Genomic DNA, 25,305 nt, shown 5'->3' on the forward strand with positions numbered 1-25,305 from the left:
CTACTCCCGGTTCTGTTTGAGATTCTTGTCCATGTCGCGCACCGCTTCGAAAAGAACGGCGGCACCCATGGCGATGTCGTCGTTCTCGGCCCACTCTTCGGCGCAGTGGCTACGGCCTTCCTTGCAGGGCACGAAGATCATGGCGGCAGGTGCGACCTTGGCGATCCAGGCCGTGTCGTGACCGGCGCCGGAGGCCATGCGGCGATGCTTGGCGCCGACAGTCTCGCAGGCGCGCTCGAGCGTTTCGAGCAGCGCCGGCGCGCCGGGGGTCGGCATGTTGTCGGAGACGCGCACCGGCGTATTGATCGTCACGCCATAATCGGCGGCAATGGTCTTCACCTCGCCATCGATCCAGGCGAGGAAATCTTCCATGTCGCTGCGGATTTCGGCACGGCCGTCTATCAAGAGCACGACCTTCGAGGGCACGACATTGGCGGCATTCGGCTCGATGCGGAATTCGCCGACGGTCGCGGCGAAATGGCCCGGCGTCTTTGCCTGCTCTGCCGCGCGTCGGCGAATGTCGAGGACCAATTGCGAGGCGGCCACCAGCGCATCCGCGCGGCGGTCCATCGGCGTCGTGCCGGCATGATCGGCGCGGCCTTCCACGGTGATTTCGATGCGGGTGATGCCGGCGATCGCGGTGACGATGCCGATATCCTTGTTTTCGGCTTCCAGCACCGGACCCTGCTCGATATGCAGCTCCAGAAAGCCCGCGAGATCCGGCCGCTTCTGCGCGAGCAGCACGGAAGGATCGCCACCAACCTCGGCAATGCCCTGCGACAGCGTGCGGTCGCCGCTCACGCGGGTAAGCCACGCCTCGGGGATCTGCCCGGTCATGCCGCGGCTGCCGACGCAGGAAACGCCGAAGATGCTGACTTCCTCAGCAAGAAAATCGACGATCTCCAGATCGTGATCGAGCTCGATGCCGCGATCCTCTAGGGAGCGCGCGACTTCGAGCGCCGCAATCGTGCCGGCGATGCCGTCGAAGCGGCCGCCATCGGGCACGGTGTCGGAATGCGATCCCACAAGGATCGTGCCGAGGCCCGGCTTGGCGCCAGCACGCCGGCCGATCAGATTGCCGGCGGCGTCGATGCGGGTCTCAAGCCCTGCCGCCTTCATACGCGCGTCGATATAGGCGCGCCCTTCGAGGAAGAGCGGCGAGAAGGCGCGGCGCGTCCAGGGATGGCCCGGCTCGGTAATACCGGCCAGCGCATCGATATCTTCCGCGATACGATCGGCATTTACGGGCAGGTTGTGGCGCTTGGCTTCGGTCATCAGGCTGCATCTCCGGCAAGTATTTGGCGAGGCAAGGGACGGACGAAGCTGCCTGAGCCGGGCTCGGCCAGCACTTTCTGTCCCTCTGTAATCTGCTTGCCTCTAAGATAGGCGGCGGACACCGTCCAGGGCAGGCGAATGCCGTTATAGGGGCTCCAGCCGACGATATTGTTGCCGCTGGATGCTGCGTCATAGACCATTTCTCGCGGTTCCAGCACGACGATATCGGCGTCCTTGCCGGGGGTCAGCGCGCCCTTGATGTGGTCGAGGCGGAAATGCTTAGCCGGGTTTTCCGCCATCAGCTTTGCGGCCCAGGTCAGCGGCACGCCGCGTTCGAGAGCACCCTTGACGAAGAGTGGCACCATGACCTCCAGTCCCGGCACGCCGGAAGCATTCGCCAGCATGTCCGGATTGGTCTTGCGGTTTTCCGACCAGCTGACATGGTCGGTCGAGACGAGCCAGACATTGCCTTCCGCCACCTTGCGCCACAAGGTTTCCACTTCGGCGCGCGGGCGGATGGGCGGATTAATTTTCGCCTTGCCGCCGAGACGCCGCACATCGTTTTCCTCGTCGAGCGTCAGGTAATGGATGCAGCATTCGACCGTCGCCTCGAAGCCGTCGCGGCGATAGGCGCGCGCGATGTCATAGCCGCGGCCGAGCGAGCAATGCACGACATGCGCCGGGCAGCCGGTATCCGCACCCGTTTCGAAGATCGTGTGCATGGCGAGTAGCTCTGTGATCGGTGGTCGCGAAAGGCCGTGAGCGCGATAGTCTGTCACGCCGCTTGCCTTCACCTGCTCCATATAGGCGCGCACCGCTTCGTCGTCTTCGTTGTGGACGCCGGCGGTCAGGCCCGTCGGAGCGATAGCGGCAAAGCAGGCATCGAGGAGAGCGGGCGGAATGCGGGGAAAGCGCTTGGGATCGGTGCCGAAGGTGGAGAATTTGAAGGCGGCCACACCCGCCTCGACCATCTCGCCGATGCGCGCCGGGCCTTCTTCCGGATCGACCGTGCCATAGAGGGCGAAGTCGACGCGCGATTGCGGGGCGGCATGGTCGATTTTCTTCTTCACCGCCGCTGCCGAGCAGACGAGATTGCCTTCGTCATAGGGCATGTCGACGATGGTGGTGACGCCGCCAGCGGCTGCCGAGCGCGTCGACCAGATGAAATCCTCTTGGTCCTTCTGCGAGAGGGAGTGAACCTGCGCATCGATCGCGCCAGGCAGGATCAGCGCCTTGCCGAGCAGGTGCCGCTCGCGTGCGGTCGGCGGCACGCCCATGCCGATCTCGGCGATCTTGCCGTCGCGCACGGCGACATAGCCGGCTTCCACGATGCGTTCAGGCAGCACCACGGTGCCTTGCAGAACAAGATCGAAATCGGCCATGTGCATTCTCTCCGCCAGTCAGTTGGTTCAGTCGGTGGGTTCAGATAGCAACGGTGTCGCGATAAAGCCGCTCTTCGACCCGCTCCAGCGAGCCGAGCGCGAAGAAATCATCATAGGCGAGGATCGGCTTGTGAGCGATCAATTCTGAAACGAAAGCCTCCGAGCCCAGCTCCTCCTCGATCGCCTCGACTTCAGCCGATAGCGGCCGATCGACCACATAGAAATCGGCATGCTTGCGCACGACGTCATAGAGCATGCGCGCGACCCCCTCCGGCTTGTCGCCGAGAATGTCCATCGCCTGGGCCGACAGCAGGGCTTCAAGAGCGGCCAGACGCTTCAGGGCCCGCATCTGCCGCTCGAAACGCTCGATGACCAGCGGCAGGAAGGCGGCCTCGTCCTCCATCCCGGCTGCCACCACGAGGGACTGCGCCGACACCGGATTGGACATGGACAGAACACGCGAGAAGATCTCGCCGGCAAGCTTGATGATCGGGCCGAAGCCAGTCGCGATCCTGCCTTCCGGCACGAGATTGACGGGAAGGCCGCGCCGTTGGCCGTTGCCGAGCAGGACGCAGCGATTGAAGGCATTGCGGGCCGCATGGGCCATGCAGATCACGGCCGCTTCCAGAAGCACGGTGACATCGAGCGGAAGAGATCCACCTGACGTCATCACACGCCCATCGACGATGACTGGGTTGTCGTCCGAGCGGCCGGTGGCTGCCAGGATCTTGTGGCCGGCCGTCAAAAGGTTTTCGATGACGGCGCCGAAGACCTGGGCGATCATGCGCAGGCTCAGCGGGTCCTGCACATGGGTCGCGACCGGCCAGGGCCATTCATCCGAAGCGTTGCAGAGCCACGCACCGATCAGTGCCTCGCGGGCGGTGCCGACATGGCGCACGGCAATCCACGGATCGCGCGAGGCGCCAAGTGCACCGGCCGCCATCATGCCCGTCGCAAGCAGCACGCGAATCGAGGCGGCGGCATTGCGGGTCGTCTCGGCGGCGGCGGCAAAGCTCACGGCATTGACGCTGAGCGAGGCCAGGCTGTCGCGCGGCATCATCCTGACGGGGGCGATACCGGCGGCATCGAAGGCATCGGCAGCCTGCATGCGGCGGCCGCGATAGACGGCCTCGCCAACGCCGGTCAGAACCGCGCCGATCTGACCCATCAGGCCGATATCCGCGCAGCCGATCGAGCCCGTACGCCTCACGACGGGAATGACATCAGCGCTCAGCAGCTGCAGGTAGGCCTGGATCAGTTCCTGCGAACAACCTACTTGGCCGGTGAGCGCGGTGTTGACTCGGATCGCCATCGCATTGCGGACGACCGACATGGAGAAGGGCGCGCCAGTGCCGAAATGATGAGCGCGCACGAGGCCGAGATTGAAGGCATCGAGATCTTCGGGGGACCATTCGATATCCTTCATGGCGCCGACACCGGTCGTGGAGCCATAGACCGGCATGCCCGACTGAATGGTGCTTTCGAGAACGCCGCGCGCCAGCCGCACCCTGGCCATGCCGCTTTCCGACGCCGATGGTAGGACGGCTCCCGCACCGATCCGCACCAGATCGCTGAACCCAAGGGGCTGCCCGGTGAGTTCGATGCCGGCTCTCTGACGCTCCATCTCTGCTGTTCTCCTTTTTTGCAAGGCTATGCGAGCCTTGTCGTCAATGGGATATCCCAAATGGCGAACACCTTGATCCGTGCCGGACAGACTGATTTTGAGGCGAGTGCGTACGTTGCGCAACTCTATGTTTGCGCGCGCATGGGGCTTCCTGCACCGGCCAGCTATTTTGGCCGAGACGAGGACGAAGCATCCGAAAACGTCGCGATCAGCTCAGGTGCCAGGCGATATAGAGCAGCGTCAGCGCAATTATCCAAAGCGCAAAGCGGCCGGAACGGCTGTGCTTGGCCTCGGCCTTGCCGATTGCTTCGGCGGTCTGCGGATCGAAACGCAGGCCGTTTTCGCTCATATGCAGCAGTTCGTGGTGGAATTTCTCGGTCTTCGCCGCAATCTCGGGTGCGGCTTCGGCAAGCTTCACGGCCGCTTTCAAACCATCCTTCAGATCGGTCATGATCCGCTTCGGGCCAAGATTGGTGCGGATCCAGTCGCCGACGACCGGTTCGGAAGCCTTCCACATGTTGAAGCGTGGATTGAGCATGCGCGATACGCCCTCGACCACGACCATGGTCTTCTGAAGCATGACCAGCTCGGGCCGAGTCTCCATGTCGAAGAGTTCGGTCACTTCGAAGAGCAGGGTCAGAAGCTTGCCCATGGAGATGGTTTCGGCCGGCTGGCCATGGATCGGCTCCCCGATGGCACGGATAGCCTGCGCAAAACTTTCTATATTGTGATGGGCAGGTACGTAGCCGGCTTCGAAATGCACTTCGGCCACCCGGATATAATCGCGGGTGATGAAACCGTAGAGGATTTCGGCAAGGAAACGGCGTTCCTTCTTCCCCAGGCGTCCGACGATGCCCATGTCGACGGCAACGATCATGCCGGTCGCATCGACGAAGAGATTGCCCGGGTGCATGTCTGCATGAAAGAAGCCGTCGCGCAGCGTATGGCGCAGGAAGGACTGGATCAGCGTATCGGCGAGCGCGTTGAGATCGTGACCGGCCGCCTTCAGCCCCTCGACGTCGGACATCTTCACGCCGTCGATCCACTCCATGGTGATGACGTCGCGGCCGGTGCGTTCCCAGTCGACCTTCGGAACGCGAAAGCCCGGATCCTTGTCGGTGTTTTCGGCGATCTCGGAGAGCGCGGCCGCTTCCAGCCGCAGATCCATCTCGACCTTGGTGGTCTGCTCGAGGGTCTTGGTCACTTCTACGGGACGAAGGCGCCGGCTGGAGGGCATGAAGCGCTCCTGTAGCCGCGAAACGAGATACATCGCCTTGATATCGTTGGAAAAACGCTGACGTACGCCCGGCCGAACCACCTTGACGGCCACGCGCTTGCGCCCCTCTGCCGTCTCGATTTCGGCCGGATGCACCTGCGCTATTGAAGCAGCGGCAATTGGCTCGCCGAAGCTGGCGTAGAGATCGCTGATCCGCCGGCCAAGAGAAGCCTCAATGGCTGCCGTTGCGGTCTCATGCGGAAAAAAGGCCATCCGGTCCTGAAGCTGCGACAGGTCGTTGGCCATGTCTACGCCGACGACATCGGGACGTGTTGCCAGGAACTGGCCGATCTTCACATAGGACGGCCCGAGCCGCTCGACCGCCTGGGCGAGCCGGTCGCTGCGCGCTTGGCTCTTCGCCTTCCTGCGCGCAAAGATGCTGACGAAGGACTTGGCGAGACTGACGGAGGGCGGCAGCCCTTCCGATGGCAGTGCCATGACCACGCCTTCGCGCACGAGCACCCAGCCGACCCGAACAAGGCCGAAATATGCGCTGAAAGCACTCATAGCGTCTCAAGGTCTCGAAGAGAGGAGGCCGTCAGCCGCATGATATGGCTCGACATCATGCTTCAGAGCTTCCAGCCGGAGTGCAGCGCCGCGATGCCGCCGGTGTAATTGGTGAAACTCACGCGCGAGAAGCCGGCCTCGCGGATCATCGTCGCGAAATCCTGCTGGTTCGGGAACTTGCGGATCGATTCCACCAGATACTGATAGGGTTCGGCATCGCCTGTTAGCGCCTTGCCGAATTTCGGAATGGCGTTGAAGGACCAGGCGTCGTAGACGCGGTCGAGCAGCGGCAGGTCGACTTCGGAGAATTCGAGCACGAGCAGCCGACCGCCGCGCTTCAGGACGCGATAGGCCTCCTTCAGCGCCACATCGATGTGCGGCACGTTGCGGATACCGAAAGCGATCGTATAGGCGTCGAAGGAGTTCGGCTCGAAAGGCAGCTCCTCGGCATTCGCCTCGACGAAGGTGAGGTTGTCGGAAAGCTTCTTTTTCTCCGCACGCTCGGCGCCGACGGCCAGCATCGAGCCGTTGATGTCGAGCACCGTCGCATGCGCCAGCCGGTTTGAGGCCTCGACGATGCGGAAGGCGATATCGCCCGTGCCGCCGGCGACGTCCAGCACCTTGTAGGCAGGGTCCTTGCGCGGGTTGAGCGCTGATATCATCGCGTCTTTCCATGCACGATGCATGCCCATGGACATGACGTCATTCATCACGTCGTAGCGCTTGGCGACCTTGTGGAATACCTCGTTGACGAGACCCTGCTTTTCGCCATCGGCTACTTCGCGGAAGCCATAGGATGTTTCCATGCCGCCATCGGCGGAGGTGCGGCTGTCTGCCATCGGCTCAACTCCGTTACATTACAGCGCCGCGCGTCATTTATGGCGCGCAAAGGTCGCTGTAACACTTTAAACTTGCTGCATAATTCTCTCCTTAAATCGATTCCGATCTAAGGAATTATGCAGTATTCAGCGGCGGACCATAGCGAAATCGCGTTTGCCACGCTATCTCATCAGCCAGATCACCAGCCGCAATGCCTTGGGCTATAGCTCAGATCATAAGCGGTTGAAACATAAAGATGGATAGCCATGCCGGAATTACCAGAGGTCGAAACTGTCAGACGGGGCCTTGCGCCTACCATGGAAGGTGCCGTTCTGAAGGAACTGGAGCTGCGCCGCAACGATCTGCGCTTTCCTTTCCCGGCCGATTTCGCGCAAGCCGTTTCGGGCCGCGGCATCGCGTCGCTGTCGCGCCGTGCCAAATACCTACTGATCGATCTCGACGATGGCAAGACGATCGTCGCGCATCTCGGCATGTCCGGCTCGTTTCGGGTCGAGGCCGGTCGGGAGGCACAAGCGCCGGGCGAATTCCATCACCCCCGCTCCAAGGACGAGAAGCACGATCATGTCCTCTTCCATCTGGAGGGCGCAAGCGGCGAGGCGCGTGTCATCTATAATGACCCACGTCGCTTCGGCTTCATGGACATTGTTAGGCGGACGGACATGATGAGCCATCCCTTCTTCCGCGACCTTGGTCCGGAACCCACCGGCAATGAGCTCGATGCCGATTACCTGGCTAAGCGTTTTGCCGGCAAGGCGCAGCCGCTGAAGAGCGCGCTGCTGGACCAGAAGAACATCGCCGGTCTCGGCAATATATATGTGTGCGAGGCGCTGTGGCGCTCCCACCTGTCGCCATTGCGCGCCGCCGGCACGCTGGTTACGGATACGGGCAAACCGACAGAAGCGCTGCTGGTGCTGGTCGAAGCGATCCGCGAGGTCATTGCCGATGCGATCGCCGCTGGCGGCTCGTCGCTGCGTGATCATATCCAGACGGACGGCTCGCTCGGCTATTTCCAGCATTCCTTTTCTGTCTATGATCGTGAAAGCCAGCCTTGCAGTACGCCCGGCTGCAGCGGTACGGTCAGTCGCATCGTCCAGGCGGGGCGCTCTTCTTTCTACTGCGCTTCCTGCCAAGACTGAGTGAAGGGCCAAAGCTGATTTAAAGGGCCAGAGCTGACTTAAAGGGAGAGAGAAGTGGCTTACGAAACCCTCATCGTCGAAACACATGGGGCTGTCGGCCTCATCCGGATCAATCGGCCGCAGGCGCTGAATGCGCTGAATTCAACGGTCCTGTCCGAGCTGAAGCAAGCCTATGCCGCTCTTCATCTTGACGATGCCATCGGTGCGATCGTGCTCACCGGTTCGGAAAAGGCCTTTGCTGCCGGCGCCGACATCAAGGAAATGCAATCGCTCGATTTCGTCGACGCTTATAAGAATGACTTCTTCAGCGGCTGGGCCGAGATTGCCAATGCCCGCAAGCCTGTCATCGCGGCGGTCAGCGGCTTCGCGCTCGGCGGCGGCTGCGAGGTGGCGATGATGTGCGATTTCATCATCGCCTCGGAAACCGCCAAATTCGGCCAGCCGGAAATTACGCTCGGCGTCATTCCCGGCATGGGCGGCTCACAGCGTCTCACGCGCGCGGTCGGCAAGGCGAAGGCGATGGATCTTGTATTGACGGGTCGGATGATGGATGCGGCAGAGGCGGAGCGTTCAGGTCTCGTGGCGCGCGTCGTGCCGGCAGACAAGCTCTTGGACGAAGCGCTGGCCGCCGCCGCCAAGATCGCCTCTCATTCCCGTCCTTCGGTACTGATGGCCAAGGAAGCGGTCAACCGCGCTTTCGAAACCACGCTCGAGGAGGGATTGCGCTTCGAGCGCCGCCTGTTCCATAGCCTGTTTGCCACAGAGGATCAGAAGGAGGGCATGGCGGCCTTCGTCGAGAAGCGCAAGCCAGCCTTCAAGAACCGCTAAGGCCGGGATTCAGGAATTACGCGGGTTTGGCGAGAATCCGCGTTGACGCCGCGGCTCATTCCGGTTATATGCCCGCCACAGTTTGGAAAGCCGCTCTGGTTTTCCGCAATTGCTCCCGCATTGCTGGATGAAGTGGCCATGGGGCCTACGCCGCAACGATGGAGTTTTGTTCGAATTCTAAGAGAGGCATACATGGCCAATACTACCTCGGCGAAAAAAGCGACCCGCAAGATCGCCCGCCGCACCGATGTCAACAAGGCTCGTCGCTCGCGCGTTCGCACGTTCGTTCGCCAGGTCGAAGAAGCCATCGCATCGGGTGATGCAGATCGCGCAAAGGCAGCTTTCGTTGCAGCTCAGCCGGAACTGGCTCGCGCAGCCACCAAGGGCGTGCTTCACGCCAACACCGCTTCCCGCAAGGTTTCGCGTCTTGCCAAGCGTGTGAAGGCTCTTTCGGCCCCGACCGCGTAATCTTTCGTTAACGATTTAATCGTTAGAGTTAAGCCCGGCCCTCGCGCCGGGCTTTTTGGATTCGGCCAAAAAAATGCCGCATTGCCAAAAATGGCCGGCCGTTCATGTCATTGACGTGACAGAAATATGCCTTTGAAAACAAAGGCTTGCGACAGGATATCTCAGCGCTGGGTGATCTGCATGACGCATTGCCGGCTCACAACTGAGTCAAGGGATTTTTTATTTTTTTTCTTTTGAAAGCTGTGGGAATCGCGTTCGATAGGAATCTCTTTGATTCAACAGCGATTCTTTTTTGAAGGGCTTGTGACAGTCAAAAATGGCCTCCGGAGTCAATGGCCGCCTCTTAATTTTGTGTAAAATTCATCGTTGATATCTGCCTTCGATCCTGCCTAAATGGATTTCAACAAGGGGCGCGGATTTCACCTTAAACGGCTTCGGCAAACACCGTTACGTATGGCGGTGGAGGTGGTTTTGTCTCTTGTGACGGAGCGGTTCAGTTCCGTTTTTTCAAACAGTTGACGAGTAAGAACCGGAAGCGGCGACGCTTGCGGAACGAGGAAGCTTGTCTGTCCTTTGCGGCCCAAATCATTGGCGCGGCTGCGGGGAGGGGAGAAAAATTGACAGCCATTGGAGCGGTCAGTCGGAGTACGAGGGCCGATTGATGCTCCGGTTACAGACGCCGGGACGAAGACTGCTTTAAAGAGCGGTTTTTGCCACAGTGTTCCTGTAAAGCCCGCTGGCCGGGCGTGGCTGATGAACCGGTATGCGGCGCAGCTTGGGATAACGAGCGTGATCGTCATGCCATGGCGAAGAACCAAGGGCGGCAGTGATCTGCTCCCGCCCTATAAAGAGACTGTGGAAGGCGGCACTATATGCAGATACATACGAGGGCGACGGGTGCGTTGGAAAATGGGGACAATGCGCAGGCGTTCGGTGCGGTTTGCTTAGAAGCGGCGGGGGAAAAGGGCGACGTGGCGCAAAGTAATTTGTTCGAGCGCGTCAGCGCGCGCTTGAAGGCTCAGGTCGGACCCGATGTCTATGCCAGCTGGTTTGCGCGGCTCAAGCTTCATTCGGTATCGAAGAGCGTCGTTCGTCTCACGGTCCCGACGACATTTCTTAAGTCCTGGATCAACAATCGCTATCTCGATCTCATCACCAGCCTGTACCAGGCTGAGGATGCCGAGATTCTCAAAGTCGAAATTCTGGTGCGCACAGCGACCCGTCAGGGCACGAAGCCAAGCGCCGATGAACAGCAGCCGGCGGTGCCGGATCAGGCGGCTGTCGCACCGATCCGTCGTGCCGTCGCCCAGCCCGCTGGGCAAGTCGTTGCCCAGGCCGTGAGTGCGGCTGCGGCTGCGCGGCCTGCAACGGCGGGTACGCCGCTCTTCGGCTCTCCGCTCGATTCCCGCTTCACCTTCGACACCTTTGTCGAAGGCAGCTCGAACCGTGTCAGCCTGGCCGCTGCGAAGACCATCGCCGAAGCTGGCTCCGGCGCCGTGCGCTTCAACCCGCTCTTCGTCCATGCGACGGTCGGCCTCGGCAAGACGCATCTGCTGCAGGCGATCGCCAATGCGGCGGTACAGAACCCGCGCGGCCTGCGTGTCGTCTATCTGACGGCGGAATACTTCATGTGGCGCTTCGCAACCGCGATCCGCGACAATGACGCACTGACGCTGAAGGACTCGCTGCGCAATATCGACCTGCTCATCATCGACGACATGCAGTTCCTGCAGGGCAAGATGATCCAGCACGAGTTCTGCCACCTCTTGAACATGCTGCTCGACAGCGCCAAGCAGGTCGTCGTCGCTGCCGATCGCGCGCCTTGGGAGCTGGAATCGCTCGATCCGCGGGTGCGTTCGCGCCTACAGGGCGGTGTGGCGATCGAAGTCGAGGCGCCGGACTATGAGATGCGTCTTGAGATCCTCAAGCGCCGTCTCGATGCTGCCCGCCAGGACGATCCTTCGCTGGAGATCCCGGCTGAGCTTCTCTCGCATGTCGCCCGCAACGTGACTGCCAGCGGCCGCGAGCTGGAAGGAGCCTTCAACCAGCTCATCTTCCGTCGCTCCTTCGAGCCGAACCTGACGGTCGAGCGCGTCGACGAGCTGCTGGCGCATCTGGTCGGCTCCGGCGAACCGCGCCGCGTCCGCATCGAAGACATCCAGCGCATCGTTGCTCGCCACTATAATGTCTCGCGTCAGGAACTGGTCTCGAACCGTCGCACGCGCGTCATCGTCAAGCCGCGCCAGATCGCCATGTACCTGTCGAAGACGCTGACGCCGCGTTCCTTCCCGGAAATCGGCCGCCGCTTCGGTGGCCGCGATCATACGACTGTGCTGCATGCGGTGCGTAAGATCGAGGAACTGATCTCCGGTGACAGCAAGCTGTCGCACGAGATCGAGCTGCTGAAGCGCCTCATCAACGAGTAAGCTGAGCGTCAGCATTCATCACATCGTCCACGGCCGGCTTGATCGCCGGCCGTTCCTTTTTGCGCTCCAAGCGCTTAGGTCGGAGGCGTCGCGCGTGATACCTCGGAAAATAGCCAGGCGCGCAGCGCCGCGATCGCCGGCCGTTCCAATGCCCCGGGCGGATAGACGAGATGGTAGGCGAGAGCGCTCGCAAATCCGATCGGAAAGGGTGCGACGAGGCTGCCATCTGCCAGTTCCTGCTCCACGAAGGAGCGGCGCATCAAGGCGATGCCAAGGCCAGCCTTCATGGCGTGGTAGGCGCCCATGCCGTCGGTGAAGACCGGCCCATGCATGGCATCCACCCGCGTTGCCCCGACCGCCTTCAGCCAGAGCTCCCAGTCACGCCGGTAGACATCATGGATCAACGTCAGGGTGGCGAGATCGTCAACCGCAGGGGAGGGGCCGAGTGCGGCCGCCATCTCCGGCGTACAGACCGGAACATATTCGTCATCGAGAAATCTCTCGCTCGCCAGCCCCTCGTAGCCGCCGAGACCGTGGCGAATAGCGATATCGATCCCATCCCGCTGGAAATCCATCATGCGGTAGGAGGCGCTGATGCGTAGATCAATATCGGGGTGGGCCTCTTCGAAGCGCCGCAGCCGTGGCACCAGCCAGTGCGTGGCAAAGCCCGCCGTGCAGGTAAGGGTCAGCACCGTATCCTTGGCGCGCATGGCCAGCGCCGAAGTTGCTTCGCGGATAAGGCGGAATGCCGTTCGCATCGTCGCGAAATATTCAGCGCCTTCACTCGTCAGTGCCAGGCTGCGGGCTCGCCGCTCGAAAAGGCGTACGCCCAGCGCGCTTTCGAGATCGCGGATCTGCAGGCTGATGGCGCCCGGCGTCACGTGCAGCTCGTTTGCGGCCAGCGTCATGCTGAGATGCCGCGCGGAGGCTTCGAAGGCGCGCAGTGCCGAAAGGGATGGCAGTTGATCCATGATGATTGAGCTCAGCTAAACCATGATTTGAAAAAGACTCGTTTGCCAGAGGCTGGATATAGCGAGATTATTCCAGCAATGGCGATGGTTGGCAATCATGTCGCGGTTGGTCACCAATAAGTAAAACTCAATCAGCTGATGCTGGAGATGATCAGATGGCACAGAAATCCATGGGCGCGGTCGAATGGAGCATGCTGGTAGGGCTATCCATTCTGTGGGGCGGCTCCTTCCTGTTCAACGGCATTCTGGTGCGCGAACTGCCGCCCTTCACTATCGTCACCGCGCGCGTCGCGCTCGCCGCCATTGCCCTGCATGTCATCGTGCGCGCAACCGGGCATTCCATGCCGAAAGACGGCAAGGCCTGGCTTGCCTTCTTCGCCATGGGCTTCCTCAACAATGTCATCCCGTTCCTGCTGATCGTCTGGGGCCAGACACATATCGCCAGCGGGCTTGCCTCGATCCTCAACGCCACCACGCCGCTCTTCGCCGTCATCGTCGCCCATTTCCTGACGGAGGATGAGAAGATGACCGGCAACCGCCTGATCGGCGTCATCGTCGGCTTTATGGGCGTGGCCCTGATGATCGGCCCCTCGGTGCTGGCAAGCCTCGGTTCCAACGTGCTGGCGCAGCTTGCCGTACTGGGTGCCGCCTTCAGCTACTCGCTGGCTGGCATATTCGGCCGCCGTTTCCGCCGTATGGGGCTGGCGCCGATCATTCCCGCCGCCGGCCAGGTGACGGGCTCGGCGATAATGCTTCTGCCGATCGCGCTCTTCGTCGATCGCCCCTGGGCGCTGGCAATGCCGTCCACCGAGACCTGGCTGGCGCTCGCCGGCCTGGCCATCCTGTCGACCGCCATCGCCTATATGCTGTTCTTCCGCATCCTGGCGACGGCCGGCGCCACCAACCTGATGCTGGTGACTTTCCTGATCCCCGTCAGCGCAATCCTGCTCGGCGCGCTCATCCTCGGCGAAAGCCTGCAGCCGAAACATTTCATCGGCATGGCGCTGATCGCGGTCGGCCTTGCCGCAATCGATGGGCGCTTACTTGCCCGCCCCTTGAGGGGGAGGGTCGGCACGTAGTGCCGGGGTGGGATGATGTCGGCAAGAACCGGAACATCATCGCACACACGGGGATCACCCCCCGCTTTGCGGCGACCTCCCCTCAAGGGCAGGGGTATCGCCTATGGGGTGGATCGGCACCGGAAATTCCTTCTCCCCTTGGGGAGAAGGTGGCCCGAAGGGTCGGATGAGGGGGCTATCGATTTGAATTCATGGATTTTCGTAGTCTTGGCGGGCACCCCCTCATCCGCCTGACGGCCCCTTCTCCCCGAGGGGAGAAGGGGGTGGCCGCGATTTCAGCTCATATGCGATAGCCCTGCCCTCAAGGAGGGGATAGTCAGCAAGCGAGATCGGCGACGACCGAGTCGAGAACCAGCATTCCCGCCGGCGTGCAGCGCAAGCGGGAATTACCGATCCGTTCTATGAAACCGTGTTCCAGTAAAAACGCCTCGCGCTGCGGATCGGGATCGCGCCCGGACAGCTGCTGCCAGCGAGCGAGATCCACGCCCTCCCGCAGCCGCAGGCCCATTAGCAGCAATTCGTCGGCCTGTTCGTCGAAACCAAGCATTTCCTGGTCAATCATGCCGTGGCCGTCGCGCTCGACCATCTCGAGCCAGCTCTCCGGCTTGCGTTCGGTCGCCGTCGCCAGCTTCTGCGGGCCACGCGTCAGGCGGCCGTGGGCGCCGGGACCGATGCCGGCATAGTCGCCATAGCGCCAATAGGTGAGGTTGTGCCGGCTCTCGGCGCCGGGACGCGCGTGATTGGAAACCTCATAGGCCGGCATGCCCTCACGCTCGGTAATCTCCTGCGTCGCCTCATAGAGCAGCGCCGATTGATCGCCATCGGGCACGATCAGCTTGCCGGCCTTGTGCAGGCCATAGAAGGGCGTGCCTTCCTCGATCGTCAGCTGATAGAGCGAGAGATGATCGACCGCATAGGAGATCGCCTCTTTCAGCTCGCGTTCCCACTCCTCGACGGTCTGGTTCGGGCGAGCATAGATAAGGTCGAAGGACATGCGCGGAAAAATCTCGCGCGCCAGTCTGATCGCCTTCAGCGCATCCTCGACATTGTGCAGACGTCCGAGGAATTTCAGGTCGCGGTCGTTCAGCGCCTGCACGCCCATCGATACGCGATTGACCCCAGCGGCGCGGTAGCCTCGAAAGCGCTCTGCCTCGACGCTAGACGGATTGGCCTCCATGGTGATCTCGATGCCGTCAGGCACATGCCAGGTCTTGGCAATGCCATCGAGGATCGCGCCCACCGTCTCGGGCTTCATCAGCGACGGCGTGCCGCCGCCGAGGAAGACGCTGGTCACGGTTTTAGGGCCGCTGATCATCCGCATTGTCGCCATTTCCTTCAAAAAGGCGGCAGCAAAACGCTCCTGATCGACTGGCTGATGGCGGACATGGCTGTTGAAATCGCAGTAGGGACACTTTGCCGCGCAAAAGGGCCAATGCACATAGACGCCGAAACCGGGTTCGCCGGTATCGGGCAGCAATTGCGCCCCGCGCATCAGATCCTCGGTATCAACGACTTCCACGGGGTTAGCTTACGCCTCCAGGCAGGTTTCGACAAAGATCTTGAAGGCGCGGGCGCGATGCGAGAGCGCCTGCTCGTCGCCGGGCTTCCAGCCATGCTTCTGCTCGGCACTCATTTCGCCGAATGTGGTCTCGTATCCCTTGGGCTGGAAGACCGGGTCGTAGCCGAAGCCCTGGGTGCCGCGCGGCGGCCAGACGACGGTGCCTTCTACTTCGCCGCGGAAAAGCTCGGTATGCCCGTCCGGCCAGGCGAGGCAGAGCACGCTGACGAAGCGAGCCGTGCGGCTCTCCGGCGCGGTGGCACCGGCCTTTTCCAGGGCGGTCTCTACCTTCTGCATCGCCATGGCAAAATCGCGCGTGCCGTCAGCCGTTTCGGCCCAATTGGCGGTATAGACGCCGGGATCGCCGCCGAGCGCATCGATCACCAGGCCGGAATCGTCCGAGAGTGCCGGCAGGCCGGAGGCGTTGGCGGAGGCGAGCGCCTTGATCGCAGCATTTTCCTCGAAAGTCGTGCCCGTCTCGTCCGGCTCGATGAAGTTCAGATCGGCGGCGGACTTGGCGGTAAAGCCGAGCGGGCCGATCAGATCGCGGATTTCCTGGATCTTGCCGGCATTGTGGCTGGCGACGACAATGGTCTTGGTGTCGAGCTTGCGCATGTGCTGTCCTGTCATAGGCCCCAGATGCGGGGTTCGGCGCATTCCAGGCTGTTGCCGGCCGGATCGCGGAAATAGATCGAACGGCCGCCATTCGGCCAGTGAAAATCGGCTTCGATATCGACACCGGCCGCCTTCAGCCTTTCGGCCATGGCCTCGATATCATTGCCATCGACGCGGAAGCAGACGTGACCATGCCCCTTGGTCCCATGCGGCGGCACGGGCAGGGAACCCGGCTCATGCGCCTTGACCGTTTCTTCGCTGTTGAAGATCAGCAATACGCCCGGTCCGCAGCGATAGAAGACATGACGGTTGCCGCCGCGCGAGATCTTCTGCAATCCGAGTATGCCGCCATAGAAGGCCTCGGCTGCATCGAGATCGTCCGCATAGAGTGCGGTTTCAAGGACGCCTGCGGGGGCCGGGTCAGCCATTCAAAATATCCTCAGGCGATAGCCTGCTTCTGCAGCTCCACCAGTTCGGCAATGCCGTTCTTGGCCAGATGCATCAGCGTGGCGAATTCCTCTTCGCTGAAGGGCGCGCCTTCAGCCGTTCCCTGGATCTCGACGATGCCGCCTTTGCCCGTCATGACGAAATTGGCGTCGGTCTCGGCCGAGGAATCTTCAAGATAGTCGAGATCGATGACAGGCTGACCGGCGAAGATGCCGCAGGAGATAGCGGCGATGTGATCCTTCAGCACGCGCTCGACCTTCACCATGTTGCGGCTTTCCATCCACTTCAGGCAGTCGTAAAGCGCGATCCAGCCGCCAGTGATCGACGCCGTGCGCGTGCCGCCATCCGCCTGGATGACGTCGCAGTCGACGGTGATCTGGCGCTCGCCGAGCTCCTTGAGATCGACGACAGCGCGCAGCGACCGGCCGATGAGGCGCTGGATTTCCTGTGTGCGGCCGCCCTGCTTGCCGGCAGCGGCTTCGCGCTTCATGCGCTCGCCGGTCGCGCGCGGCAGCATGCCGTATTCGGCCGTGACCCAGCCCTTGCCGCTGTTGCGCAGCCATGGCGGCGTCTTGTCTTCCAGGCTTGCCGTGCAGAGCACATGCGTATCGCCGAATTTCACCAGGCAGGAGCCTTCCGCATGCTTGGAAAAATTGCGCTCGAATGACACCTTGCGCATCTGGTCGGTTTTTCTGCCTGAAGGCCGCATTCCACTCTCCTGAATGTTCGTTGACCGCTTCTACGACCCACAGGCCGCTTTTGCAAAGGAAAAGCAGGCTGCAAAGCCCCTCGGCAGCCTTGGCGACATTTTTCCCTTTTGCCATTGCTAACTGAATGATTATATTTTGCCTAAGGCTCAACGGAATGGATCTGACAGCGAAATGGTATTCACGACATCGTCGGTCTCGGATGTCATTGCTGCACTGGACGAACGCTCCAAGGAAATCTTCCGTCGCATCGTCGAAGGCTATCTTGAAAACGGTGAGCCGCTGGGTTCGCGCAACCTCTCGCGGCTATTGCCCATGTCGCTGTCGCCGGCTTCCGTGCGCAATGTCATGAGCGATCTGGAAGAGCTGGGGCTCATCTATTCGCCGCATGTCAGCGCCGGGCGATTGCCGACCCAGGTGGGGCTGCGCTTCTTCGTCGATGCCTTTATGCAGGTCGGCGATCTCTCTGCCGAGGACCGCGCCAGTATCGACCGGCAGGTGCGCGGCAGCAATCGCGATCAGCCGGTGGAATCGATGATGTCGGAGGCAAGCCGGGTGCTGTCGGGCATTTCGCGCGGCGCCGGTCTCGTCATCACCTCCAAGAGCGATCCCGTTCTCAAGCATGTGGAATTCATCCGGCTGGAGCCGACCAAGGCGCTCGCCGTGCTCGTCGGCGAGCACGATCAGGTCGAAAACCGCATCATCGAACTACCGGCCGGGACGACCTCGTCGCAGCTCATGGAAGCTGCCAACTTCCTCAACGCCCATATGACCGGCCAGACGATGCCGGAGTTGCGGCGGCAGTTGCAGAGCCTCAAGGAAAGCGTGCGCCAGGAGCTGGACAGCCTGTCGCATCAACTGGTAGAGCGCGGCATCGCCGTCTGGTCCGGCGGCGAAGACGACGGCAAGCCGACGCAGCTCATCGTGCGCGGCCATTCCAACCTGCTTGCCGAAATCGGTGGTGCGGAGGATCTGGATCGTCTGCGCCTGCTTTTTGACGATCTCGAGAAGAAGGACAGCCTGATCGAGATTCTCAATCTCGCCGAAAGCGGACCGGGTGTGCGCATCTTCATCGGCTCGGAAAACAAGCTCTTCTCGCTGTCCGGCTCTTCGTTGATCGTTGCGCCCTATCGCGATGATGATGATCGCATCGTCGGTGCTGTCGGCGTTATCGGCCCGACGCGGCTGAACTACGCCCGCATCGTGCCAATGGTCGATTATACCGCGCAACTGATCTCCAGACTGTCGCGGCCTGGAATGTGAGAAAAGCGATCTGACGATAACCGTCAATCGGGAAGCAAAGTTCCCGATCCGCCCATTTCGGCTGGTAAATCCTTCTGCTTCGGCAGCCCGTCCTTCAGATGCAGCACCGTCGTCTCGTAGTTGACATGCACGCCCGGCTGAAAATCGAGGCCGGGAAGGACGGCCGCGTAGACATCGGTCACGCCCCACGGCGGATGTTCCGTCAGAAGATGGCCGCCGCAGACCGTACACCACTTGCGCACGCTCTTCTCGGTCTTCTGGTAGCTGCCGATTTTGTCCGTGCCTTTGGTGACGTGCACGGCTTCCGGCGGCCAGAGCGAGAAGGCATTGACCGGCCCTGCCGACCATTCCCGGCAGGAGTCACAATGACAGTAACCCATCGCCATTGGCTCGCCATCGACTGCGATTTCCACCGCGCCACAGAAACACTTGCCTGAAAGGGATTTGCCATTAGACATTGATGTCACCCCCGCTGTGCTGAGATGCCTTTCAGAATACCACCGGCGAGGAGGGCTGAACAGTCGATGTCACAAGCGGCAGCCATGAGCAGGGAGAGGTATTACCGCCGTCGCAAAGCCGCAAATTGGCTGTTCTTCTCGACAAAGCCTTGATTTTTTCCGGCCAAACCTCGATATCGGGCACATCCAAAGACCAAGCAATTCGGAGACCGTCATGACCGACGAAACAACAAAAACCGGACCTGACGCCACGGCGGCTGACACGTCAGCGGATTTCGCGCAGGATGCAGCGGAAACCATTGATGCGGCTGAGCCGTCGCAGCCAGATCCGGTTGAGCTGCTGAAGGCCGAGAACGGCGAACTGCGTGATCGCTACCTTCGCCTCGCTGCCGAGATGGACAACCTCCGTCGCCGCACCGAGCGCGATGTGAAGGACGCAAAGTCCTATTCCGTGGCAAGCTTCGCCCGCGACATGCTCTCGGTGGCAGACAATCTGCGCCGCACGCTGGATGCCATTCCTGCTGAAGCACGCGCCGGTGCCGATGTCGGCCTTAAGACGCTGATCGAAGGTGTCGAGATGACCGAGCGTTCGATGCTGTCGGCTCTCGAGCGTCACGGCGTGCGCCAGCTCGAACCGATCGGACAGAAGTTCGACCCCAATTTCCACCAGGCCATGTTCGAAGTGCCCAATCCTGAGGTGCCGAACAACACGGTCGTTCAGGTCGTGCAGGCAGGTTTCGCCATCGGCGACCGCGTTCTGCGCCCGGCCATGGTCGGCGTTGCCAAGGGCGGCCCGAAGATCGTGGAAAATGCCGAGCAGGGCGCCAACAGCCCCCTGGACGAGAAAGACGCCTGATCCTCTTTCGGGCAACGCCAATAAAAGAAGAGAGCCGGACGATCTCGGATCATCCGGCTCTTATTTTTGCCTTGGTCCGGTGCAATTCAAGCGGTTAGGCAGCGTTGGATGCCTGCTCCTCGTTGAGGAAGGCGTAGATGGCTGAGGCGGAATCGGTGGCGCGGAGCTTGGCGACGAGATCCTGGTCGCGCAGGACGCGGGCGATGCGCGAGAGCGCCTTCAGGTGGTCTGCACCGGCACCTTCGGGTGCGAGCAGCAGGAAGACGAGATCGACGGGCTGGTCGTCCAGAGCCTCGAAATCGACAGGCGCTTCAAGGCGCGCGAAAATGCCGGCGATGGACTTGATGCTGGCAAGCTTGCCGTGCGGAATGGCGATGCCGTTTCCGACGCCGGTGGAGCCCAGGCGTTCGCGCTGCAGCACGACGTCGAAGATTTCGCGCTCGGGCAGTCCGGTGAGCTTGGAGGCTTTGGCGGCCAGCTCCTGAAGCAGTTGTTTTTTGGAATTTGCCTTCAAGGCGGGGATGATCGCATCTTGCTGTAGCAAATCTGCCAATGCCATTCTCTTTATCCTTCGTGTCGCCGAGAACCGATGACGGGCAAGCGGCGGCCAGCTGCGATGATGCGCAGCCGCCGCTTATCTTCTATTCTCAGCCTTTGATATTGGCTGCGTCGATCCAGCCAATGTTGCCGTCCTGACGGCGGTAGACGATGTTCAAGTGTTCGTTGCCGGGGCTGCGGAAGAGCAGCAGCGGCTCGTCGGTCATATCGAGCGCCATCACGGCGGTCGCCACGGACATGGTCTTCAATTGTTTCGTGCTCTCTGCGACGATCGCCGGCGCGAAGTCGGCAGGAATCTCCTCGTCGTCATCGGGAACGCCGTCCATGACGGTATAGGCAACTTCCGCCTGACCGTTCACATGGTTGCCAGCCTGATGGTCCTTGAGTTTGCGTTTGTAACGGCGCAGGCGCTTTTCGATGCGCTCGGACGCAGCGTCGAAAGCAAGCTGCGGGTCCATGGCTTCGCCGGCAGCATGCAACACGACACCGCTATCGAGGTGAAGCTTGCAATCGGCCGCGAAGCGCGAGCTGGACTTGTGTACAGTTACCTGACCTGAATACCCCCCGTCGAAGTATTTGGTCACGGCCATACCGATCTGGTCCTCAATCCGCTGACGGAAGGAGTCGCCAATTTCCATATGTTTACCGGAGACACGCACACTCATGGAGTTTCCCTTCTTGTAGTGGTTATTGCGCGTATCAGTTTACGCCAAGCCTCAAGCTCATCCAAGCACTTCACGCAGTCAAAGGCAAATTGCGTATATCGACCGCCTTTTGGATGGTGGGGATAAGTTTCATGGTCGTGCTGTCCTGCAGCGATTGCGGCGGGCTTCTAGCCCTGCCTCATACGAAAGTCAACTGCATCTTAACGGACCGTTAGGAGTTTAGCATCCTGTGGTTGAAGGGCGCCGGCCGTCAGAAACCAGAAACTTTGGCTAGAGCCCGCTTCTCCCGGCGCCGTTGCACCGAAGAGGGGATGTTCATGGCTTCGCGGTACTTTGCAACCGTGCGGCGAGCTAACTCTATCCCGCCCTTCTTCAGCGTATCGACGATATCGTCGTCGGAGAGGACCGCATCCGGGCTCTCGCTGTTGATCAGCAGGCGGATCTTATGGCGAACGGCCTCGGCGGAATGGCTGTCTCCACCCTCGACGGCGCCAATCGAAACCGTGAAGAAATATTTGAGCTCGAACAGCCCGCGCGGCGTCAGCATATACTTGTTCGAGGTCACGCGGCTAACCGTCGATTCATGCATTTTGATGGCGTCCGCCACGGTTTTCAGATTAAGCGGCCGCAGATGGTCGACGCCATGCAGCAGGAATGCGTCCTGTTGCCGCACGATCTCGCTTGCCACCTTCATGATCGTCTTGGCGCGCTGGTCCAGGCTGCGGGTCAGCCAATTGGCGTTCTGCAGGCATTCCGACAGGAAGGCATGGTCCTGGCTGGTCTTGGAAACGGAGGCGAAATAGGACTGGCTCACCAATACCCGCGGCAGCGCATCGGGGTTGAGTTCTACTAGCCAGCTCCCGTCCGCGGCGGGTCGCACGACGATATCGGGCATGATCGCCTCCGATATCTCTGTCTCGAAGCCGCTGCCGGGCTTGGGGTTGAGCTGGCGGATTTCCGCCATCATGTCGAGCAGGTCTTCCTCATCGACGCCGCAGAGCCGCTTCAGCGTGGCGAAATCGCGGCGGGCAAGCAGCTCGAGATTTTCGATCAGCCGCTCCATGGCGGGATCGAAGCGATCCTTCTGTCGGAGCTGGATTGCCAGGCATTCGCTGAGGGAGCGGGCAAAGACGCCCGGCGGATCGAGTTGCTGTAGGGCCTCCAGCACGCGCTCGACGTCGGCAAGCGTCGCACCGAGGCGTTCGGCCGTCTCACCGAGTTCACCGCGCAGATAGCCACAGTCGTCGAGCTGGTCGACGAGATGCTGGGCGATCAGCCGGTCGCCCATGGCGGGAAGCGAGAAGGGGATTTGCTCGTTGAGGTGATCGCGCAGCGACACCTGGCCTGCGACGAAATCGTCCAGATCGTAGCCTTCGCCGGCCTCGCCGCCAGGCATGGATTTCCACTGGCTGAGCAGCTCCGGCGCATCGGCGCGCTGCGGGTTGCCGTCATCGGGAAAGACGTCGCGGAAATTGGTGTCGAGCTCGTCGCTCAGCCGGTTGGCGTTGCCAGTATTATCGCTCTCGTACCAATCGCTCGCCAGATCGCCGGCATTGCGTTCGGAACCATCCTCGCCATGGGCTTCTTCCATGGTCTCGAAGCGTTCGTCCTTGGCCTCGCGATCGCCGCCCCTGCCTATATCCTCGTCATTTGACGCAAATTCCAGCAGCGGATTCTTTTCGACTTCCTGCGCGATGAATTGCGTAAGCTCGAAATGGGTCATCTGCAGCAACTGGATGGATTGCATCAGTTGCGGTGTCATCACCAGGCTCTGGCTTTGGCGCAGGAAAAGATTGGCCGATAGTGCCATAGCGGACGCGGGACTCCCCTTGAACTCCTCGGGAATCCGCGCCTTTATCACTAAAATTCTCGCGAAATTCCAACTGGCCCAAAAATTGCTTTTTTATTGGATTTGGTCAAGTGGAACTGTGGAGCGGAAGTAAATTTCCGGCGCGCGGCTGCTTTCGATAATATTAGCAGATCAAGCGGTGTAATTTCAGCCTATCACAGGCTGAAATTGTCACCCAGATACAGCTTGCGTACTTCGGGATTGCTGACGATATCGTTTGCCCTGCCGTGAGTGAGCACCTCGCCGGCATGGATGATGTAGGCGCGGTCGATCAGGCCGAGTGTCTCGCGGACATTGTGGTCCGTGATCAAGACGCCGATCCCGCGTGCCGTCAGGTGATGCACGAGGTTCTGAATGTCGGCGACCGAAATCGGGTCGACACCGGCAAAAGGTTCGTCGAGCAGCATGAAGGTCGGATCCGTCGCCAGCGCGCGGGCGATTTCCAGGCGTCGCCGCTCGCCGCCCGAAAGCGCGATCGCCGGCACGCTGCGCAGATTGCGAATGTGGAACTCCTCCAGCAATTCGTCGATCTTGCGCTCCCGCTTCGTCTTGTCCCTTTCGTGGACTTCGAGCACGGCGCGGATGTTTTCTTCCACGGTCAGGCCGCGGAAGATCGAGGCCTCCTGCGGCAGGTAGCCGACGCCGAGCCGCGCACGGCGGTACATCGGCATCGACGTGACGTTGTTGCCGTCGATCTCGATCGTGCCTTCATCGACCGGCACCAGCCCGGTGATCATGTAGAAACAGGTCGTCTTGCCGGCGCCGTTCGGCCCGAGCAGTCCGACTGCCTCGCCGCGACGCACCACCAACGAAACACCGTTGACGACACGTCGCGTCCGGTAGGTCTTGGTGAGGCCACGGGCGATCAGCGTGCCCTTATAGCGTGCCTTGTCCGCGGTCGGTGCGCTGGATGCCGCAGAAGACGGCCCGGGCACGCCGGGCAGGGTGGAAGTGGTCGATGTCGTCACGAGGGGGCCGGTATCAGTTTTTCTTTTGTTGTTGTTGCTGCACTTGCTGCGACTTCGGATCGAGCTGAATCTGGACGCGACCGCCACAGGAATCCAGCTGCGCTTCACCCGTCGCCATATGCACGGTGAGCTGGCAGCCAGTAAAAACATTCGGTCCGTCGGTCAGAACCACCTTCTTGCCCTTGAGGATCGCAAGCTGGTTGGCCATGTCGAAGGAGCCGTCCTCCGCCGTCGCCGTCTGCGTCCCGGAAACGAGGTAGACCTTGTCGGTGACCAGAATGTGGTCGATGTTGGCATCGCCCGACACGAGCGACTGGTTCTGCTCCTTGGCAGCCTTGGCGACCGGATTGTCGGGCTGCTTGGCATCCCCTGCCTGCTTCTTCTTGTAGAAGACCGTCATCTTGCCGGCCTGCATGGTCGTGGTGCCCTGGACCACCTTGACGTTGCCGGTAAAGACGGCCTGGCTTTCCTGATCATGGATCTCGAGCTTGTCGCTTTCGATCTGGATCGGCTGATCCTTGGAGAGGGCCAGACCCGGCATCGAGCTGGTCGTCGACTGCGCGCCGGCGTTCCCGGCTGCAAAGAAGGCGACTGCGCCAAAAGCGCAGAAAAGGCCGGCCTTGCGCAAGCCGGAATTGAAAATTGAATTAGGCCAATACTTTATCATGAACCGCCCGGCTTCTGTTGGCTATCTGAATTATGGAGAGCGGCAGGTTCGATGTTCATCCGAACCTGCCCGTCGAATTCGATTACGCTTCCCTTATCCGTCATCTTGAGCGAACGCGCAACAACCGACATACCACCGCGGGTGATGGCAACCTCGTCCTGGCTGGAAAGGTCACCCTTCTTCACATCCAGGAAGGCAGTCTTGAATTCGGCGTGCAGCCCATTGTCCATCAGGATGGTAAAGGGTTCGGTCAGCTTCAGTGTATCGGCCTGGCGGTCGAAATCCGCGCTCGCGGCCGTAACATGGGCGATCACGTCGGTATTGACCGGCATGGATGCCTTGATGGTCTTGAGCGTGATCATGTTGGGATTCTTGATATCCTGAAGCGCTTTTTCGGCAAGCAGCGAGTAGTTGATACCGTCCTTGTTGCGGCCGGCAATGGCGGGGCGTTCCATGACGACCTTGCCATCCTCGATCTTGGCGCCCTCGATCTGGATATTTGCCGGCAGATAGGCGCGGATGACAGAGACCGCAATGAAGAGGAGCGAAATGATGACGGCGGCAAGCGGCAGCAGCACCCTGAGCCGCTTTACGCGGTTAGAGTGGAAAATCGCGTCTTTATACGCGTTCCGTTCCGGCACCGAGCGTATTGCCTCGCCGGGGGACTCGATCGTGTTGAGCATGCAACAGGTCCGTCTTCTATGATCCGGAGAACCGCATTCACGCTATGCGAGGCTGTGCCAAAAAGCCTATCGGATCGTTTCGCATTATTGCACTGGCTTGCCAATATGGATTTTTTCCTGCTGTGGGCGAATTTTAGCAGAAAAATATGCCATAGGCCGGTTTCATCAGCTCGGGCGATGTCCTATCTGATGAACGACA

General features: G+C 60.9%; 24 protein-coding genes. 7 read left to right on the top strand and 17 right to left on the bottom strand.

The window, feature by feature from the left end; all coding sequences use genetic code 11:
* The 5 genes from PH562_RS21290 to ubiE form a co-directional block, all read right to left on the bottom strand.
* Positions 1–1,275 (bottom strand): Zn-dependent hydrolase, encoded by a 1,275-nt coding sequence (locus PH562_RS21290; RefSeq protein WP_483315369.1) that lies wholly within the window; start codon positions 1,273–1,275, stop codon positions 1–3.
* Positions 1,275–2,657, bottom strand: a complete 1,383-nt coding sequence (locus tag PH562_RS21295) for a dihydroorotase (protein ID WP_285175513.1) — start codon at positions 2,655–2,657, stop codon at positions 1,275–1,277. Before PH562_RS21295 ends, PH562_RS21290 begins: the two co-directional genes overlap by 1 nt.
* Positions 2,658–2,697: 40 nt before the next feature.
* Positions 2,698–4,281, bottom strand: coding sequence for an aromatic amino acid lyase (locus tag PH562_RS21300; RefSeq protein ID WP_285175514.1), 1,584 nt, complete (start codon positions 4,279–4,281; stop codon positions 2,698–2,700).
* Positions 4,282–4,489: 208 nt separating this feature from the next.
* Positions 4,490–6,064, bottom strand: coding sequence for a 2-polyprenylphenol 6-hydroxylase (ubiB, locus tag PH562_RS21305; RefSeq protein ID WP_285175515.1), 1,575 nt, complete (start codon positions 6,062–6,064; stop codon positions 4,490–4,492).
* A gap of 62 nt (positions 6,065–6,126) precedes the next feature.
* Positions 6,127–6,903 carry a bifunctional demethylmenaquinone methyltransferase/2-methoxy-6-polyprenyl-1,4-benzoquinol methylase UbiE gene (ubiE, locus tag PH562_RS21310; protein WP_285175516.1) on the bottom strand — a complete coding sequence of 259 codons (777 nt, stop codon included), beginning with the start codon at positions 6,901–6,903 and terminating at the stop codon, positions 6,127–6,129.
* A 246-nt stretch (positions 6,904–7,149) separates the two neighbouring features.
* Here ubiE and mutM point away from each other — a divergent pair, with 246 nt between their 5' ends.
* From mutM to dnaA, 4 genes are all read left to right on the top strand, one after another.
* Entirely contained in the window at positions 7,150–8,040 is an 891-nt protein-coding gene (mutM, locus tag PH562_RS21315; protein WP_285175517.1) for a bifunctional DNA-formamidopyrimidine glycosylase/DNA-(apurinic or apyrimidinic site) lyase, read from the top strand.
* 54 nt (positions 8,041–8,094) lie between these two features.
* Positions 8,095–8,868: an enoyl-CoA hydratase gene (locus PH562_RS21320; RefSeq protein ID WP_113231838.1), complete on the top strand. Its 774-nt coding sequence runs from the start codon at positions 8,095–8,097 to the stop codon at positions 8,866–8,868.
* 192 nt (positions 8,869–9,060) lie between these two features.
* Positions 9,061–9,336, top strand: coding sequence for a 30S ribosomal protein S20 (gene rpsT / locus PH562_RS21325; RefSeq protein WP_004108374.1), 276 nt, complete (start codon positions 9,061–9,063; stop codon positions 9,334–9,336).
* Between the two features lie 872 nt (positions 9,337–10,208).
* Positions 10,209–11,762: a chromosomal replication initiator protein DnaA gene (gene dnaA / locus PH562_RS21330; protein WP_113231839.1), complete on the top strand. Its 1,554-nt coding sequence runs from the start codon at positions 10,209–10,211 to the stop codon at positions 11,760–11,762.
* A gap of 74 nt (positions 11,763–11,836) precedes the next feature.
* Here the strand turns inward: dnaA and gcvA are convergent, their stop codons facing one another.
* Positions 11,837–12,733, bottom strand: coding sequence for a transcriptional regulator GcvA (gcvA, locus tag PH562_RS21335; RefSeq protein WP_285175518.1), 897 nt, complete (start codon positions 12,731–12,733; stop codon positions 11,837–11,839).
* Between the two features lie 155 nt (positions 12,734–12,888).
* Here gcvA and PH562_RS21340 point away from each other — a divergent pair, with 155 nt between their 5' ends.
* Entirely contained in the window at positions 12,889–13,812 is a 924-nt protein-coding gene (locus tag PH562_RS21340; RefSeq protein WP_285175519.1) for a DMT family transporter, read from the top strand.
* A 316-nt stretch (positions 13,813–14,128) separates the two neighbouring features.
* On the opposite strand, the gene hemW is transcribed toward PH562_RS21340, so the two are convergent.
* The 4 genes from hemW to rph are packed head-to-tail and all read right to left on the bottom strand — an operon-like array spanning position 14,129 to position 17,141.
* On the bottom strand, positions 14,129–15,304 hold the full coding sequence (gene hemW / locus PH562_RS21345) for a radical SAM family heme chaperone HemW (RefSeq protein WP_113231901.1): 1,176 nt from the start codon (positions 15,302–15,304) through the stop codon (positions 14,129–14,131).
* A 36-nt stretch (positions 15,305–15,340) separates the two neighbouring features.
* The gene (gene rdgB, locus PH562_RS21350) at positions 15,341–15,985 is read right to left on the bottom strand and encodes an RdgB/HAM1 family non-canonical purine NTP pyrophosphatase (RefSeq protein WP_113231902.1); all 645 of its coding nucleotides are present in this window, start codon (positions 15,983–15,985) and stop codon (positions 15,341–15,343) included.
* An 11-nt stretch (positions 15,986–15,996) separates the two neighbouring features.
* On the bottom strand, positions 15,997–16,413 hold the full coding sequence (locus tag PH562_RS21355; protein ID WP_285175520.1) for a VOC family protein: 417 nt from the start codon (positions 16,411–16,413) through the stop codon (positions 15,997–15,999).
* 11 nt (positions 16,414–16,424) lie between these two features.
* The gene (gene rph, locus PH562_RS21360; protein ID WP_285175521.1) at positions 16,425–17,141 is read right to left on the bottom strand and encodes a ribonuclease PH; all 717 of its coding nucleotides are present in this window, start codon (positions 17,139–17,141) and stop codon (positions 16,425–16,427) included.
* 172 nt (positions 17,142–17,313) lie between these two features.
* Here rph and hrcA point away from each other — a divergent pair, with 172 nt between their 5' ends.
* Positions 17,314–18,402 carry a heat-inducible transcriptional repressor HrcA gene (gene hrcA / locus PH562_RS21365; RefSeq protein WP_113231843.1) on the top strand — a complete coding sequence of 363 codons (1,089 nt, stop codon included), beginning with the start codon at positions 17,314–17,316 and terminating at the stop codon, positions 18,400–18,402.
* A 23-nt stretch (positions 18,403–18,425) separates the two neighbouring features.
* Here the strand turns inward: hrcA and PH562_RS21370 are convergent, their stop codons facing one another.
* A complete protein-coding gene (locus tag PH562_RS21370) occupies positions 18,426–18,860 on the bottom strand; it encodes a GFA family protein (protein WP_113231844.1) in 435 nt (144 codons plus the stop codon).
* Positions 18,861–19,074: 214 nt separating this feature from the next.
* Here PH562_RS21370 and grpE point away from each other — a divergent pair, with 214 nt between their 5' ends.
* Positions 19,075–19,716, top strand: a complete 642-nt coding sequence (gene grpE / locus PH562_RS21375) for a nucleotide exchange factor GrpE (protein ID WP_113231845.1) — start codon at positions 19,075–19,077, stop codon at positions 19,714–19,716.
* Positions 19,717–19,810: 94 nt separating this feature from the next.
* On the opposite strand, the gene ptsN is transcribed toward grpE, so the two are convergent.
* The 6 genes from ptsN to lptC all read right to left on the bottom strand — a co-directional run bounded on the left by ptsN (position 19,811) and on the right by lptC (position 25,106).
* Positions 19,811–20,275 (bottom strand): PTS IIA-like nitrogen regulatory protein PtsN, encoded by a 465-nt coding sequence (gene ptsN, locus PH562_RS21380; RefSeq protein ID WP_015338601.1) that lies wholly within the window; start codon positions 20,273–20,275, stop codon positions 19,811–19,813.
* Positions 20,276–20,363: 88 nt separating this feature from the next.
* Complete coding sequence (gene hpf, locus PH562_RS21385) at positions 20,364–20,939, bottom strand: ribosome hibernation-promoting factor, HPF/YfiA family (protein WP_075855429.1); 576 nt, start codon at positions 20,937–20,939, stop codon at positions 20,364–20,366.
* 250 nt (positions 20,940–21,189) lie between these two features.
* Positions 21,190–22,749, bottom strand: coding sequence for an RNA polymerase factor sigma-54 (gene rpoN / locus PH562_RS21390; RefSeq protein WP_285175522.1), 1,560 nt, complete (start codon positions 22,747–22,749; stop codon positions 21,190–21,192).
* Positions 22,750–22,943: 194 nt separating this feature from the next.
* The gene (gene lptB, locus PH562_RS21395; protein WP_183810779.1) at positions 22,944–23,732 is read right to left on the bottom strand and encodes an LPS export ABC transporter ATP-binding protein; all 789 of its coding nucleotides are present in this window, start codon (positions 23,730–23,732) and stop codon (positions 22,944–22,946) included.
* A 37-nt stretch (positions 23,733–23,769) separates the two neighbouring features.
* Positions 23,770–24,423 carry an LptA/OstA family protein gene (locus PH562_RS21400; protein ID WP_285175523.1) on the bottom strand — a complete coding sequence of 218 codons (654 nt, stop codon included), beginning with the start codon at positions 24,421–24,423 and terminating at the stop codon, positions 23,770–23,772.
* Positions 24,420–25,106, bottom strand: coding sequence for an LPS export ABC transporter periplasmic protein LptC (lptC, locus tag PH562_RS21405; RefSeq protein WP_113231848.1), 687 nt, complete (start codon positions 25,104–25,106; stop codon positions 24,420–24,422). Before lptC ends, PH562_RS21400 begins: the two co-directional genes overlap by 4 nt.
* Positions 25,107–25,305 lie beyond the last annotated feature (199 nt).

Origin of the sequence: Rhizobium centroccidentale, assembly GCF_030182565.1 — a bacterium.
Lineage (GTDB): Bacteria > Pseudomonadota > Alphaproteobacteria > Rhizobiales > Rhizobiaceae > Rhizobium.